Origin of the sequence: Actinoplanes sp. HUAS TT8 (assembly GCF_051380535.1) — a bacterium.
Classification (GTDB): Bacteria; Actinomycetota; Actinomycetes; order Mycobacteriales; family Micromonosporaceae; genus Actinoplanes.
Genome location: NZ_CP195646.1, coordinates 173,044 through 188,868, shown reverse-complemented (window position 1 = coordinate 188,868; position 15,825 = coordinate 173,044). Strand labels below are relative to the sequence as shown.

Annotated in this window: 10 protein-coding genes; 8 read left to right on the top strand and 2 right to left on the bottom strand. The window is 67.2% G+C overall.

Features of this window, described 5'->3' with window-relative positions; translation table 11 throughout:
• The first annotated feature begins 285 nt into the window (after positions 1 to 285).
• The 8 genes from ACSHV8_RS00785 to ACSHV8_RS00750 all read left to right on the top strand — a co-directional run bounded on the left by ACSHV8_RS00785 (position 286) and on the right by ACSHV8_RS00750 (position 8,504).
• Complete coding sequence (locus tag ACSHV8_RS00785) at positions 286 to 1,356, top strand: protein-L-isoaspartate O-methyltransferase family protein (protein ID WP_436528362.1); 1,071 nt, start codon at positions 286 to 288, stop codon at positions 1,354 to 1,356.
• 199 nt (positions 1,357 to 1,555) lie between these two features.
• Positions 1,556 to 2,167, top strand: coding sequence for a hypothetical protein (locus tag ACSHV8_RS00780; protein ID WP_436528360.1), 612 nt, complete (start codon positions 1,556 to 1,558; stop codon positions 2,165 to 2,167).
• A 90-nt stretch (positions 2,168 to 2,257) separates the two neighbouring features.
• A complete protein-coding gene (gene fxlM, locus ACSHV8_RS00775; RefSeq protein WP_436528358.1) occupies positions 2,258 to 3,493 on the top strand; it encodes a methyltransferase, FxLD system in 1,236 nt (411 codons plus the stop codon).
• Complete coding sequence (locus tag ACSHV8_RS00770) at positions 3,490 to 4,107, top strand: AAA family ATPase (protein ID WP_436528356.1); 618 nt, start codon at positions 3,490 to 3,492, stop codon at positions 4,105 to 4,107. The genes fxlM and ACSHV8_RS00770 overlap by 4 nt, the downstream gene beginning before the upstream one ends.
• Before the next feature lie 37 nt (positions 4,108 to 4,144).
• On the top strand, positions 4,145 to 4,555 hold the full coding sequence (locus ACSHV8_RS00765) for a GNAT family N-acetyltransferase (protein WP_436528354.1): 411 nt from the start codon (positions 4,145 to 4,147) through the stop codon (positions 4,553 to 4,555).
• Positions 4,556 to 4,665: 110 nt separating this feature from the next.
• Positions 4,666 to 5,712: a tyrosine-type recombinase/integrase gene (locus ACSHV8_RS00760; RefSeq protein WP_436536649.1), complete on the top strand. Its 1,047-nt coding sequence runs from the start codon at positions 4,666 to 4,668 to the stop codon at positions 5,710 to 5,712.
• A gap of 24 nt (positions 5,713 to 5,736) precedes the next feature.
• A complete protein-coding gene (locus ACSHV8_RS00755; protein WP_436528352.1) occupies positions 5,737 to 6,075 on the top strand; it encodes a helix-turn-helix domain-containing protein in 339 nt (112 codons plus the stop codon).
• Positions 6,072 to 8,504, top strand: a complete 2,433-nt coding sequence (locus ACSHV8_RS00750; protein WP_436528350.1) for a hypothetical protein — start codon at positions 6,072 to 6,074, stop codon at positions 8,502 to 8,504. The genes ACSHV8_RS00755 and ACSHV8_RS00750 overlap by 4 nt, the downstream gene beginning before the upstream one ends.
• Positions 8,505 to 9,062: 558 nt before the next feature.
• Here ACSHV8_RS00750 and ACSHV8_RS00745 read toward each other — a convergent pair.
• Complete coding sequence (locus tag ACSHV8_RS00745) at positions 9,063 to 9,290, bottom strand: DUF2283 domain-containing protein (RefSeq protein ID WP_436528348.1); 228 nt, start codon at positions 9,288 to 9,290, stop codon at positions 9,063 to 9,065.
• Positions 9,291 to 9,306: 16 nt separating this feature from the next.
• Positions 9,307 to 15,366: an RHS repeat-associated core domain-containing protein gene (locus ACSHV8_RS00740; RefSeq protein WP_436536647.1), complete on the bottom strand. Its 6,060-nt coding sequence runs from the start codon at positions 15,364 to 15,366 to the stop codon at positions 9,307 to 9,309.
• Positions 15,367 to 15,825: the final 459 nt, after the last annotated feature.

Here is a 15,825-nt window from a genome sequence, read left to right as displayed (position 1 = left end):
AGGCCGCTGTAACGGACCAGCTGCCGTCACCGGAACCCAGCGGCAGGACATTTCGTGACGAGAGTGTCCGCTATGCGCTAAGCCGCGGGCGGCCGAACCGGCCGCCGACCGAGGAGACCTGGGGTATGCCCGCCGCCCTGCATGCGCAGGCTCGACAGCACGGCCGGACTTAGGCCATCGACGTCTCCAGCCGATCGGCCACAATCGCACCACGTTGAAGAGCTACTCGTTGGACGAAATACCCCCGGGCCTGACACCCGACTGCGACGAACGGAGTGACTCTCAGTGAACTTGCTTCGGGCCCGAAAAGGCGAACCGGTAGTCCGGAAAAACGGCGAAACGCTGCACCGCTCCCTGTCCGAGGGGATTCGCCGCGAGCTGACCTCCCTGGACGTGCGGGCCGGCGACCGGGTGCTGGAAATCGGCACCGGCTCCGGCTACAGCGGCGCACTACTCGCCCAGCTGTGCGGGCCGGCCGGGCACGTGACCAGCATCGACGTGAACCCCGACTTGATCGCCCGCGCCAGCGACATCCACCAGGAACGCGGGATCGACGGCGTCGACTGCCACGTCGCCGATGGCCTCGACGGCTACCCGCCGCAGGCTCCATACCAGCGCTTGGTGAGCTGGTGCACCTTTGCTCGGCTACCCCGAGCCTGGCCGGACCAGGTTGCCGAGTCGGGCCGGATCGTGGCCTGCCTGCCGCTGGTCGAGCTGCCGTCGATCACGGTCATCGCCACCATCGCCGTCACCAATGGCATGCCGCGCGTGCAGGCCATGTTCTCCGCCGGGTATGTGCAGAGCCGGGCGCAGGCGTACGACGACGTGCACATGCCGCACCGCTGGGTCGATGCCAGCTTCCCCGGCGACGAGCGGTGCTGGATCGGCGTCGGCTGGCGCCACCGGGACGGCACCGGCCGCGGCGCCCGCGACACCCTGGACCGGATCCTGACGGCCGGTCACACCGAGCCGTGCCCGCCGGGGATCGACTGGGACTGGGACCGGTTCGATCCGTTCACCGGCACCCTCGACGATCCGGGCCTGTCCATGGTGCATCTGCCCGGCCGGGGCCGCGCGATCGGGCACACCAGCCCCACCTCCGCGGCCATGATCCTGGTCGACGGGACGATCCTCGCCGATGCTCCCCGCTCGGCATCGCTGACCGTCCTGCACGCATGGCTGGACCGCTGGCAGCGCGCCGGCCGGCCCGGCGCTGCGGACCTGACGGCCAGGCTGGTGCCCAACACCGGCCCCGACTGCCCTGGCTGGGACCTTCGCGTCTCGCTGCCCGGGGTGGTGCCAGCAGCCCGCGCCGCTGTCCCGCAGCCCCGTAGCGCCCGGTCTGCGCCGGCGTGACACGGCAAGACCTCGTCGGCTTGCGATCGGTGCCGCCGAGGAAGGCATGCACGCCGCGAGCCAACCACCAGGCGGTCCCGCCGATGAGTTGCCCGAGCCAGCAGACCCGCCGACCCTACGCCGGAGCACGATCCGAGGGAGATCCCGAACGATGACCTCACCGATTCTTACGGCCGGAACAACAGTGGTACGCCGCGACGTGCTCGACGACCGCATCTGGACGGCCGGCGCGCACCGCGTCCTGCACGACGACGGAACCCGCCTCACCCTGGCATGCTGGCCCGGCGCCACCACCCTCGCGCCGACCACCTGGATCGAATGGCTGCACACCCGCGACGAAGCCACCCGCCTGCAAGGCATCCCCGACCTGGCCAGCCGGCGCTGGCAACTCGGCGAATGGATCTGGCAAGACACCGCTGTCCTGACCTGGGTCGGCCTCGACCCCGACTTCAGCCTCCAGCGCTACCTGCCGATCACCGGAGGCGCCGACCACTGGAAAATCAACTTCGAGCGGCCCGTACGGCGCACCCCGCACGGCATCGACACGTTCGACCTGCTGCTCGACCTCATCGCTGACCCCCACACCCTGGCCTGGCAGTGGAAAGACCAGCACGAATATGACCAGGCACGGGACCTGGGCGTGATCACCGACGCCGACCACCAGCGCGTAGAGCAAGCGCGAGAACGGGCCGTCGCCTTCGTCGAAGCCCGCAGCGGCCCACTGGCTCAGAACTGGTCGGACTGGCGAGCACCTGACCACTGGCCCGTCCCGGCGCTGCCGCCCCACGCGCTGAAGGCCGGCACCCCGTAGACATCCACTGGCTTACGCCCAGACTCGCCCGCGGCAGGAGCCGTACCAGCCGCTGCACCGGCACCTCATCGTGAAAGGACATGTGCACCCATGACGGTCACTGGCGACGACACCACCGCGCAGGCGCTGCGCGCCGAGCTCGCCGCCCGGCTGGTCCGCAAGGAGTGGATCCGTACCCCGGCGGTGAGAGCAGCCTTCGAACGGGCACCCCGGCACCTGTTCGTCCCGGACACCGTCCCCGTCACGGACGCGTACGCGGACGAGATCGTAGCCACCAAACGCGGCCCGGACGGCAAGACGATGAGTTCGGTGTCGGCGCCGTGGCTGCAGGCCTACATGCTGGAGCAGGCCCAGTTGCGGGCCGGCGCCCGGGTCCTCGAGGTCGGCTCCGGCGGATACAACGCCTCGCTGATCGCCGAACTCGTCGGCCCCGCCGGGCACGTCGCCACCGTCGACATCGACGCCGACATCACCGCCCGTGCCCGCGCCTACCTCGACCACGCCGGCTATCCGCAGGTGGACGTCGTGCAGGGCGACGGCGACCTGGGCCACCCGCCCGGCGCCCCGTACGACGCGATCCTGGTCACCGTCGAAGCGGGCGACGTGGCGCCGTCCTGGACACAGCACCTCACGCCAGACGGGATCCTGGTCATACCGCTGCGGTTGCGGACCTTGACCCGCTGCCTCACCCTGCGCCGCCAGGAAGATCACCTCGTCGCGACCGCGGCGTTGCAGTGCGGGTTCGTGCCGATGCAAGGCGAGCGCCGCCAGCTCGCCCGCCGGGTGCCGCTCCGCGGCAACGACATCGTCCTGCTGCTCGACGACCCGATCGAGGTGAACACCGACGCGCTCACCGCAGCCCTGGACCGGCCCAGGGTGGAAGTGTGGGCGCCGGTCACGATCACCATGGACGAGGGCACCTCGTTCGAGAGCCTGCACCTGTGGCTGGCCAGCCAGCCCCGGCCCTTCGGCGCGCTCACCGTGGACCGTAAGGCCACGGAGGGTTTGATGGACCCGCAAGACCGATTCACCTGCCCCACCCTGCTCGCCGACGACAGCTTCGCGTACCTGGCCATGCGCAAGGTCGCCGAGAACGACTGGCAGTTCGGCGCCCACGGGTTCGGACCGGCCGCCGCCAAGCTCGCCGCCGACTTGATCGAGCTCGTCACCACCTGGGACCGCGACTTCCGGCACGGAGCGGCCCCGAGCATCACCGTGCACCCCGCCGGCACAGCCCTGCCTGCCGCCGAGCACCTGCAACTTGCCGTGCCCCGCCGGCACACCACCACCGCGATCACGTGGCCGGCACCGGGCAGCCAGCGATGACCGGCGGCCAGCACGCCCCGGCCGGGCCCCTGTTGTTGCTGCTGCGCGGTAACAGCGGGAGCGGCAAGACCACCACTGCGCGGGAGGTGCGCCGCCGGTACGGGCAGCGCGGTGTAGCCCTGATCGAGCAAGATCATCTGCGTCGGGTGATTCTGCGTGAACACGGCGGAGGCGGCGCCGATCGGGTAGCGCCGGGCTTCATCACCGCGATGGCCCGCGCTGCCCTCGACGGCGGATACCACGTCATCCTGGAAGGCATCCTGCACACCGGCCAGTACGGTGATCCGCTGCGTGCCTTGCTGCGGGAGCATGCCGGGCCGACTGCGTGTTTCTATCTGGACGTGTCGTTCGACGAGACGGTGCGCAGACATCTGGGCCGGGCCGAGCCGATCCCGGTAGCACCGGAAACGATGGCCGGCTGGTACACCGACCGGGACCTGCTCGGTGTGCCGAACGAGGTCGTGATCCCCGAACATGCGGGCTTTGACGAGGTCGTGACGAGCATCCTGCACACCAGTGGCCTCGCCCAGGCCGCAGCTCTGACGCCGTGTCCCACCCGGTGCGCTCGTTGCGCGGAAAAAGCCGCTGCCGTCCACGCCGCGAGCGCACGATGATCACATTCAGCCCGCGGTGGACACCCGGGAGCCGGCCATGACGGGATGGTTGCAGCCGCACCTCGAAGGCGATCGGGTACGGCTGCGCCCGCCCGCCCGAGGCGACGAGCCGGAACTCATCGAGATGGCCACCGACACGCGGGTGCGTCGTTATATCGGCGGTCCGGTCGATCAGGCAACCGCGGCGGCGGTCGCCGCCCGCAAGGTGAGCACACCCGTCTGGGGTGAGTTCGTCATCGTCGACCGCGCGACCAGCGAAGTGGCCGGCAGTGGCTCCCTGGCACGCAAACGCGGCCCCTGGGAGATCAGCTACCAGTTGCGCTGCTGTTTCTGGCACAAGGGATACGCGAACCCTCCGGTATTGCATCAGATGGGAGCTGCGGTGCCCTGCCAGGGCGGCGAAAGGTGTCGTTCCGGCCTGATGGCCAACCTACCGCCCGACCTCTGACCTGCACAGCTTTCCTATGCATCCCATTTAATGCATGATTCCTGCATCTGTCGGGAGGTGCAATGGTGGGTTCGAGGTCTAACTTGAGCGGAACGGCTCGCTTGGAGTTGGTGACGGGCGTGCGGCAGCTACATCCCGAGGACGCCATGCTCGAAGCCATGCTCAGTGGCTGGCGATCGCAGCAACTGGCGAGAAACCTTAGCCAGGCAACGATCGATGATCGACTGCGAATCATCCGGCACTTCCAGCGGTTTGCGGCGGACTACCCGTGGCGCTGGTCGCCGGGACATATGGACGAGTGGTCCACCTCGCTGACCAGCGAGCAGCACTTGGCGGCCTCGACGGTTCGCGGTTATCAGTGCGCAGTTCGGCTGTTCACCGAGTTCCTGGTGGATCCCCGGTATGGCTGGGCGCCGGCCTGCGAGGAGGCATTCGGCACGTTTCCGATGGCGATCTGCCACGAGTGGAACACCATCCCTCATCTGCAGGACTACGAGGGCCGACCGGAGGCTCGGCCGTTCAGCCGCGATGAGCTGCAGCGCTTCCTCGACTACGCGGACGAGCAGGTCGAGCGCACTTTGCGCTCGGGCCGTAAGGGAGCGCTCGCTGCGTACCGGGACGCCACGATCTTCAAAGTGATCTACGGCTGGGGTCTGCGCCGGACCGAGGCGGCCAAGCTGGACCTGCTCGACTTCGGCCGCAACCCGAAGGCGGCCCGGTTCGGCCGGTACGGGACCTTGCTGGTGCGCTTCGGCAAGGCCAAGCGGGGGCAGCCGCCGCGACGGCGCAACGTACTGGCGGTGATGGACTGGGCAGTGGAGGCGGTCGCGGACTACGTGGAGAACGTCCGACCGAGGTTCGGTTTTCCGGATCATCCCGCGCTGTGGGTGACCGAGCGCGGCGGCCGGCTGCGTTCGGCGCAGATCAACGAGCGGTTCGCCGAGTACCGGGACGCTCTCGGGCTGCCCACGGCGTTGGTCCCGCACTCGTTGCGGCACTCTTACGTGACACACCTGACCGAGGATGGGGTGGACCGGCGCTTCATTCAGCAGCAGGTCGGTCACGAGAAGGACAGCTCAACGGCGATCTATACGCACGTCAGCGACGACTTCATGGACACGGCGCTGCAGCGGGCGTTGTCCCCGGCCTTCAGGTGACCTGGCGCAGAAGGGACTGATTCGATGACCGCGAAGCTCGACTACCGGTGGCATCTGCGTAAGGTGATGGCCGATCAGGGCATGTTCTCCACCAGCGACCTGATCCCGCTGCTGGCCGAGCGCGGCATCACGCTGTCTTCCAGCCAGGTCTACCGCCTGGTGGTGGAGCGCCCGGAACGGCTGAGCCTCAAGATTCTCATGGCCCTGCTCGACATTCTCGGGTGCCGGATGGACGACCTGATCGAGCCGGTCGCCGCGGCCACCGGCCGGACGGCGCCACGCAAAGCTGCGGTCGGGCAGGATGAGGCCGAGCCTGGCCTGGGCACGCTGCGGCCCAAACGGGCCCGGATCACTCCGTCGTGACCAGTGCGGCAGGCGAGCCGCGCGGTGATGCGCTGGACGACATCGTGACCATGGTCTGCGCCGTCGAGCGGAGTCTGGGTGACGAGCAGGTGCGGCAGGTGGTGATCCGCACTGTTCGTGGGCCGATCACCCGCGGTCGCGTCGCGCAGGAACTACGGCGCAACCCGGCCGTGCTGACCACGGGAGCGTCACCGTCGGTGTGGTCGGTTGGCCTGCTGCTGGCCGCGCTGCGCAAGGCCGGAGCGGGCGAGGTGTCGGCTCCACATTGCTGCGGGTGCAAGAAAGAGTTACGGACCCTGTTCAGCAAGCGCGGCGGTTTCTGGCTGTGTGGGCCTTGCTCGCGGCCGAGGGAAGTCTGCCTCAGCTGCGGCCGGACCCGGGTGGTGAGCAAGCGGGATCGTCACGGCCGGCCGCTGTGTCAGAAGTGTCCCGATGACGGCATCGACGAGTCTGCGCTGGTGGACCTGATCATTAAGCTGGAGCCGACGCTGAGCACCGCGACGGTGACGACGATCCTGACCGAGGTCGCGGTCCGCGGTGTGCTTCGGCGGCGAATGGCCCGCATTATCACGCAACGGCCCGGCCTGCTGACCGGCGAGGGCGCCGACGCGCCGGAACCCCTGGTGCTGCAATTCGCCGAACGGCTCATCGCGGCGGGCGCGACCACCGTGACGATGCCCCAGTGCCCCGGCTGCGGCCAGCAGCGGCCGCTGACGCAGTCGTTGAACGGCACCCGGGCCTGCCAACCTTGCTATAAGCAGGCCAACGCGCAACCGTGCAGCCGCTGCGGTGAACACCGAGCGTTGACCTGGCGCGACGACGCCGGCCTGCTGGTCTGTGTCAGCTGCCTGCGGCGTGACCCGATCGTGCGTGAACGCTGCTCGGGGTGCGGCAAACGGCGGGAAGTCAAGTCACGGGGCGAGGACGGCCAGCCGGTGTGCGGCACCTGCCGGCCTGGCCAGTACGGCAGTTGTTCGCTGTGCGGCCAGCACAAAGAGGTCAATCTCTCGCAGATCACAGGTCTGGCCTGGTGCAAAGCATGCCGGCAGCGGTGGGCCCGGTGCAGTCGGTGCCGCACCGTAGCGGTGGTACGCGCCGGCACGCTCGACAAGCCCATCTGCGCCCGCTGCCTGAACCCCGATCCGGACTTCTGGAAGTCGTGCGGCCGCTGCGGCACCGGGTGGCAAACCAACAGCAGCGCCTGCCAACGCTGCCAACTCGACCTGCACCTGGAGGATTTGCTCACCCCTGCCGGCACGCCGTTTCCCGCGGAGCTGGTCAGCCTGCGCACCGCGCTGGTCGGCGTCGAACGCCCGGATCAAGCGCTGGCCTGGGTTCGCAAACCACGGGTCCGCGCGGTCCTGACCCGGCTGCGTGACTCGGTAGCGCCCATGGAGCACCGCGCCCTCGACGAGATGCCACCCGGCGCCACACTCGCGCACATCCGCAGTGTCCTGGTAGCGACCGGCACGCTGCCGTTCCGGGACGAGCGGCTGTTCGCTCTGGAACGGTGGGCTCGCGAGTTGACCAGTGCTCGTAGCGACATGATCGAGCGGCGGATCGTGCACGGCTATGCGCATTGGCGGATGCTGCGACGCCTGCGTCAACGGATCAAGCCGGACGAGGCCATCGCCCAGCAGCAGTACCTTAACATCCGCAAACACCTCGCCGCTGCGGTGGCGTTCCTGGATTGGCTGGCCGAGCGGAACCGGACGATGGCAACCTGCGACCAGCACGACGTCGACGCCTACGCCCTTCATCCTGGGGTTCAACGCCGGGAGACGGCGGGTTTCCTGCGCTGGGCCGTGGCGCACCGGCACGCGTCGGGCGTGGTCCTCGCTGCGCCAGCGCCGCGAGGCCCGAGCGGTCCGTTCGACGAGGAGTACCGGTGGGCGGTCGCCCGCCGCCTGCTGCACGACGCCAGCCTGGCACCTGCGGACCGGATGGCCGGTCTGCTCGTCCTGCTCTACGCCCAGCGGGTGGCCAGGATTATTCGGCTGCGCGCGGACCAGGTCAGCGACACCGCTGGCACGGTGCTGCTGCACCTGGGGCCGTCACCGATCCTGCTGCCGGCGCCGCTGGACGAGATGATGCGCGAACTGCTGGCCACCCGGAGGGGCCGGTCGGTGCTGGGCGCTCCCGGCGCCTCACCCTGGCTGTTTCCCGGCAGCCGCCCGGGCCACCCCATCGGCGACTGCGGCATGCGTAAACGGCTGCGCAAGATCGGTGTGCGCCCGCAGGTCGGACGTAACACGGCGTTGTTCGCGCTGGCGGCCGAGGTTCCCGCGGCGATTCTGGCCCGCAAGGTCGGTCTCAGCATCGACGTCACCGTCTACTGGCAGAGGCTCTCTGCCGGCGACTGGATGACCTACGCCGCCGACGTCGGCAGTCGCCCGGGCCCTATTTTATCAATAGAGCGCACCGGCTAGAACCAGATACGGCTCGCCATCGAGGTATATGAGCCCAACGCCGGCGGAAGGCTATCTGCCGGTTTGACCAATAGTCACCCGGCGAGGCGACTCGAGAATCAGGCGCGTCAACCCTGGGAACCATCAGCGGCCAATCGTCCGCTGGCGGCTAAGCCTTGGTTTGGGCCCCGGACCGGCGGTTCAGTACCTAACCGTAGGGAGCACCCGAGGCCCAAAGAGGTTATTGATTCCGCCGACCCAGGGATTCGCGCCGCCAGCGGAGTTTCTTCCGTAAACGGTTGAGGGCCGCCCACCAGTAGTTGCGATCGAACAACCAAGCATCGTTTGTAATGCGGAACACCAGTCTCCACTGATGGCAGCGTAAACGAGCAGCCAAACGCCGATCGCTATCAGCATCCCGACCAGATTTTGCCAGGAAGTTGCCGACGCGCCGCCATCGGACGCCACTTCATCCGATTCCAACGCACCTTTCACTTTTCTTCGCTCCGGCGCGATAAGGGGTTCTGACGAGGCCAACGGGAGGGGCCGACAAAGCCAGCCCCTCCCGTTGAGACTTGGTCAGGACGCGGCGGATGCCGCGTCAAGAATTTCTTTACTTAGAGCGTCTCGAGCGCCGATTACTTCGATTCCCATAAGTCGTCCATCGGCGCCGATGTCGAGGACGAGGTCGAAGTTCAGGCCCTCGGTGCTTGCCCACACTTGGCGTAGCCGCGGTTGGTCATCTTTTGGCGCTAGTTCGAGGTAGGCGGCATTAGCCTCCTCGTCGTACGTCAGCTCTAAGTCCATTTCCAGCATTCCACCCTTAATTACGGCCTACCGATATGATCCTGCCGGATTTGTTGTCCGTGACGACCCAGAATTTCTTGCCGATGTGTTTTGTCGTACCTTTCGTTTTGCCTGCCACCTTCCGGCCTGAGCGAATGGCATCTTGAATCTCATCGTTAGATATGTGCCGTTGGCCTTGCCTCTTTTTGGCATGCTTGGTCCACATTACCCGCAATCGGTCGACTGCAGCCCGGGTGCCGTGCCAGACAGCCCATGCGACCAGTCCCACGAGGACGGCCATACCGATTACAAGGACAACTTCCGAGAAGCTGACTCCGAGCGCCGCCATGCCGACGAGGGCGACTACGGCCATTCGGCCGTCGAGGTCGCGGCAGTTAATCGGGTCGGCATAGCAGTAGTCGTACGGGTTGGCGCTGCCGCCTTGGACAGGGTCGGTGGTGAGGAATCGACCGGTTGCAGCGTTGTAGAGACGTACTCCCATGAGGGAGATGCCGGCCGGGTTGTCGGTGGCACGCTGGTGTTGGCCGAGATAGCCGTAGCGGACGTCGCCGATGTCGTCAGAGTCGTAGGGGACGCCGTACTCGTCGGTTTCGTACGTTGATTGGATCTCGGGTGCGGTGTCGCCGGTGATGATGCCGATGACGTTGCCGTGCAGGTCGCCCAGCCGGGTCGCAAGTTCGCCACTGCCGGAGTCGTAGGTCATGGCCAGCAGGTCGTCGGGGCCGGTGATGTAACGGGTATAGGTGCTGCCGGTAGCGGTCCAGGACGGGGAGTCGTTGTCGTCACTGTAATGGTCGGTGCTGGTCGTGGTCCCATCGGTCCAGGACCGGACCCGGTCGGGGAGCACGTCGATGGTGTAGGTGGTCGTCGCCCCGGCTTGGGTGAGACTGCGGACCAGATCGTTGACGTGGTACGAGACGGTGAGATTGCCGGCCTGATTCTCCGTCTCGGCGGAAGGAACCGTGGTAGTGCGTCCCAGCGCGTCGTAGGCGTAGCCGCTGGTGGCGGCTCGGTCTGCGGTGTCGTAAGTGAGGGTTCGCGACACCGATGCGGTGCTGGTCTGGCACCCGCCTCCGGGCGCGGGGGCGTAGCGCTGGTAGCTCGTGCGGTTGCTGGCGTCGTCGAAACCGTAGACGCGGGTGGTGCAGCCGGAGTAGCCGAAGATCGGCTCGATGTAGTCCTGCGCCCGGGTGAGCCGGCCTGTCTTGTCGTAGGTGTACTGCTGGCCGGAGAAGTCCGTCGAGTGAGTGGCCCACTGTCCGTGTGCCGTGATGCTGACCTGCTCGTCGACGTCGATGCAGTTCGTGGCTGGTGTGCAGCCGGGTGCGCTGGTCGAGCGTGTTGTTGCCATCCCGGTCTCGTCGTAGCCGGTGGTGACGGTAAGGGTGTCCGGCAGGCCTTTGGTGACCAGTTTGCCGTCGGCGTTGTATCCGGCGGTGAAGGTACCTGCTTGGGTGTCGACTATTTGCGCCAGTTGGCCGCGGTTGTCGTAGCTGAGGGTCTGGGTTGCCTTGCCGTCGTTGACGGTGGCGGTCCGCGACAGAAGATCGTAGGTGGTGGCGGTGGTGTTGTTGTCCGCGTCGACGTACTGGTAGATGCGGCCGAGGGTGTCGTACGAGCGGCTCACTTGGGCGGTGACTGTTGCCCCGGACAGCGACTGCGTCTGAGTCAGCTCACCAGTTGTCGCGTCGTAGACGTTTTTCTTCGTCGGTAGTGCGGTTCCGGTGCTGGCCGTTGTCGCTTCGGTCAGGAGGCGTCCCGCGCTGTCGAAGGTGTTCGTGGTGGTGCGCAGGAGCGTTCCTGATGGTGTCTTCTCGGTAATCACCTCGCGCTGGTTGTACAGGTCATAGGTGATGAACTTGTCTGGAATCGGTGCTCCCGCCGAGGGGTTGCCCCCGGCACGCAGTAGACAGGGAAGGTTCGCCCATTCGGGGTGAATACCGCACGTGGTGTAGGTGCTGTTGGCGGCGGTCGAATAGTAGATCGCCTGGGTGGTACGGGGTGTATTGGTGGTAGTGCCGCCCGCAGGAGCGGTCGTTGAGGTAGGTAGGCCGGTCGTGCTGTCGTACGTCATCCGGGTTGTCAGGTTGACCCCAGCCGGGTCGGTGGTCACGGAGGTCGGAACCCGCAGCGTCCAGTCGTAGCCGATGGTGGTGGTGCGGGTGTCCACGTCGGAGCCGTCGGTCAGTCGCGCTCCGGTGATCCTGGTGGTGGCCAGGTCGTAGGGCCCACCTGTAGGGGCCCCTCCGTCGTAGGTGAGTGTGGTGTGGGTGCGTGCGCGTTGCTCGGTCCAGCCGCCTGAAACGTTCGGGACGGCGGTGTCGTGCTCGGGTCCGAAGGACTCTTTCAGCCGGCGACCGGACGCCTCGTACCGGTTGGTGGTGGAGAGTCGCGCGGCCAGTGCCGCTTCGTCGGCGGTCGTGTCGGCAGTGCTGGCGTTCAGAGCTCGGTCGCGGTTGCTGGCGGTCAGCGACCGCACGACGTTGCCGGTCGCGTCGTACCAGTTGGCCGTGGTGGCGCCGCCTGGCTCGACGGTGTTGACTACCTGCCCTGAGGTGTCCATGTAGGTGAGCTGGGCTCGGGTCCAGGACGACGGCATGGTGCCGGCGCTTTGCGAGCCGTCCGGTACTTGGTCGGGTCCGAACACCGCGGTGGCCTGCACCGGCGGGTCGGCCTGGCCCCATCGGCTGGTCTGGGTGGCTGACAGGTCGTAGGGGGCACCGCTGCCGGCGGTGGGAACCTGGTAGACGACGGTGGTGGTCGCCGTTCCGGCAGCCAGGGCGGAGCGGCTGACCTGCTTGAGCCGTCCCGTGCCGGTGTCGCCGGGGATTGTGGTGTAGCTCAGCTGCCACGACTGCTGCGCGACCGGGGTGATGGTGCTCAGGATGCTGTTGCTGTCGTAGCTGTAAGTGACGGCTAGGTGCTGGCCACCGTCGTGGTCCAGCCGCGGATCCCATTGCGAGACCAGCCGCCCTGCGCTGTCGTAGGCGTACTTCGTGACCGGGACCGTCCGCATGGCCGGGGTGGCGAGGTCGGGATCCCAGCCGACGAAGCTGATCTGGGAGACCCGTCCGGTGTAGTCGCCGGGTGTGGTGGAGGTTGCTGTGGTTGCGGTCGCGTACGTGAAGGTCAGCGCCCGGCAGCCTTTGACCAGGCCGCTCGTACCGGTTCCGCAGCTGACTCCGGCCGGCACCGGGGCGAGGATGCGGGTCGGCCGTGTCACCGAGGCAGATCCGATGGTCACCGTCTCCCACGATGTCGTGGTGGTCTGCGCGGACCCGGGGGTGTCGATCGCGGTGGGCTTGAACAGCGTCGAGCCGCTGGGAACGGTGAAGGTGGTCACGGTGCCGTCCAGGCCCGCGAGTTGGTAGGTGGCGGTGTTGGGGTGCGTCAGGGTCAGGTCTTCGTACCCGAGTTCGGGGCTGAAGCCGCTACTGGTGGCGGTGAACCCGATCGTGGATCCGTCTTCGGTGCCGACCTGCACCACGGAGCCGGTGACTGTCAGGCCGGTGTAGTCGGGCTGCTCTTGCTGCACACCGACGGTGCTGATCCATCCGGTGCCGAACATGCCGGACGGGTCGGCGGTCGCCGCGGACCGGGTGTGGAAGGTCCGCCCGATGCTCAGGTCTGAACCGTAGGAGCTGACGGTCACGTCGGTGGAGGAGACCGCGAGGTCGCCGGTGACCAGGTTGACTGATCCGGGGCCGACGTCTGCGGTCCCTGCTTGCTCAGCGCTTTGGTCCAAGGTGAAGCGCAGCGGTGATGAGGTAGAGCCAGATCCGGAGGTCAGTACGCGCGCTTGCACCGGGCCGTCGATCGCTGTGGTGCCGGCCTCCGCGTCGTTGAACGTCTTGGCCACGTTCCACGTCAGTTTGGGGAAGGCGCCCGACACGCGTGACTGCGGCCAGGTCACCGCACCGCCGCCTACCGCGAGAGTGACATCGCTGGTCGGCACGCTGGTCCAGGCATCGGTGTCCGCGCGCCGCCATTGCAGGGTGTATCCGGTGGCCGTGGCCGGTGCTACGGCCTGGACCCCCGTGCTGCTGATGACCAGTTGGCCTTTGGCCGGCAGGGTGAGTGCGGCCTGCCCGACATTGAAGGCGTACGAGGTCACCGGGCCGAAGTTACCGGCGGCGTCCCGGGGCCGTACGTACAGTGTGTGCGGCCCGTCGACCTCAGGCGTCAGAGAGATGGTGGCCGCGCCGGCGCTGGCCTGGACCGCGGTGGTCGGCGGGTTCTCGTCCAGCCCGTAGACGAAGCCGGCGAAGTCGGTGTTGGAGCCGAAGGTGAACGAGCCAGCCTGGTCTGCGCCCAGCGACCATGCGCCGGACGGGTACGAGGTGCTGGTCACCGTCGCGGCGGCCGGCGCGGTGGTGTCTACGCTGAATGTCGTGTCCGCGGACCAGGAGGAGTAGTCGACCCCGTCGTAGCTGCGGACTCGCACTGTGTACGACTGGCCATTGGTCAGCGCGGTCGACGGCGTCCAATACACCCAGGCGCCGCTGGTGCCTGAGTTTGACAGCGCGTCGGCGATCACGGTGGTGCCTTGACGCACCTGGAACTCGGCCTGCACCCGCTGGCCGGTGTCACCGTCGGTGACGATGACCGAGAACTGCGGCTTGTCGGAAGAGACCTTCCAGGGAGCGCTGCAGTTGATGTAGCAGTTCGACAGGGTCGGCCCGGACGGGGTCGCTGGCTTGGTGTTGTACGTGACGTCCAGCACCGGGTTGTTGTCGAACTGCTTGTAATACTCGCTGTCGGACTCGTGTGCCGAGTTCACCCGGACTCCCAGCCACGTGTTCGAGGCGCTGGCGTCCGCGGCGGCCTGGACGGTGGAAGTCACCGGGAACGAGACGTCAGCGGCCGGGCAGGCATCACCACCGGCGCCCGAGGACTGTGTCCCCAGCAGCGAATTCCAGGTCGGCGGGTTGTTCCAGGTCGTTGCCGAGGAGATCGCTGAGGTGGACCACAGCTCGAACGGCATCGAGTCGCAGTCCCATGCTTCGATCTCATGGATGCGGAACGACGCCGACAAAATATGAGTGCCGTTCAGCGGGTTGGAAGCCATGCCGAACAAGGAGCGGAATTTGGCCGCGCCGGAGTTATAAGTGCCGATCGTTGCCGACGCCGAGGTGTTGTAGTACGCCGTATTGGGGTCCGCGGACTCAAGCAGTGACCACACTCCGGTGGTCACCGTGACCCCAGGGTCGATGTACAGCGGATAGACCGCGCGGGGATCCTTCAGCAGCGCCTGGTTCGGTGTAACGCTGACCGTCTGCGGCGTGACCTTGGTGCCCAGCCCTGCCCGGCGCCGTACGCCGACTGCGCCGGAGCGAGTCGTGGATGAGTCCCACATGCTCGGTGCAGCGCCGACAAACACCGGCCGACTGGAGTCTCGGCCTACGACTCGCAGGTTGCCGTGGGCGTCGGCCTTGAGCTCACCACCAGCTACGGACGACGGGAAGGTGATTGTCGCCAGCCGTTTGTCGGCCGCCGCCTTGGCGTCCTTGACCACGAGAACCTCGGAGTAGCCCTGGCCGTCAGCGGTCAGCCGCAAATCGACGCCAGGCAGGACCTCCCGGTAGGTGGCTGTGTCACCGTCGAGAACCGGCTTGGGCATCGCGCCGAACATCGTCGGTGGCTGGACTTCCAGCTTCGTACCGTCGTGCTCAATGCTCACGAGCGCGCCGGTGCCACCGGCGGAGAACGTCAGGTCCACCGTCGTGGCGGTCGGCTTGATGCCAGCGCCGACCGCCGTCAGGGTCGTGTCTATCGCTGCCCAGGTGCCGTCAGTGCGTCGGACGCGCGTCGGACGCGCCGAGGAGGTCATGGTCAACGAACCGTTGGGGTTGGCAAAAACCTGGGTCACGTCGGTGCGTTCGCGCAGCACCTCTACTCGCTTGCCGGTGCTGCGGGCCGTGATACGAGCCGCACCCAGATCGTCACGAGCCGCCGTCTCAGCCGGAGTAGCAGCTGGCGCCGGTGCTGCTGTTGCTGGCGGGGCGACGCCCGCCTGCGCCACCACGATTACCACCGAGATGACCAGCACCAATCCCAGGCGCAAGCGGGAGCGCATCGGCACCGGCGTTCGAGGAAGTATCGAGACCGCCGCCTCCGCTCTCGGCGAACCGTCCGATGGTTTTGTCGTGACTCGCGACCGACCCCGTGCGTAACCCATCGACGAGCACCTCTCTAGGAAGACCCGAAACGAGACGGAACGCTACGCTCAGGCCACTCACAGCAACAGGCTCTTGACTCCGCCAAAAAACCATGCCCGTCGATAAGTGCGGGCAGAATGCCGGTTACGTCGGCTTCGCCGGTAACGGTTCTGACCGATCGTCCGAAGAGGCGCCCCTCGCGAAGGCGAACATGCCGGGCCTCCAGGCGGCGAAGTTGCACCGGCTGCTACGTCGATGCGCCGTCTCCCCCGCCCCTTCGCGGTTGTAGCCTGCACTGCACCCAACGAAGCTGCACAAACATCTCCGGTGCACGGCAAGCCGATGTATTACCGCCGCAATCCGGCCGCTACGGTTGT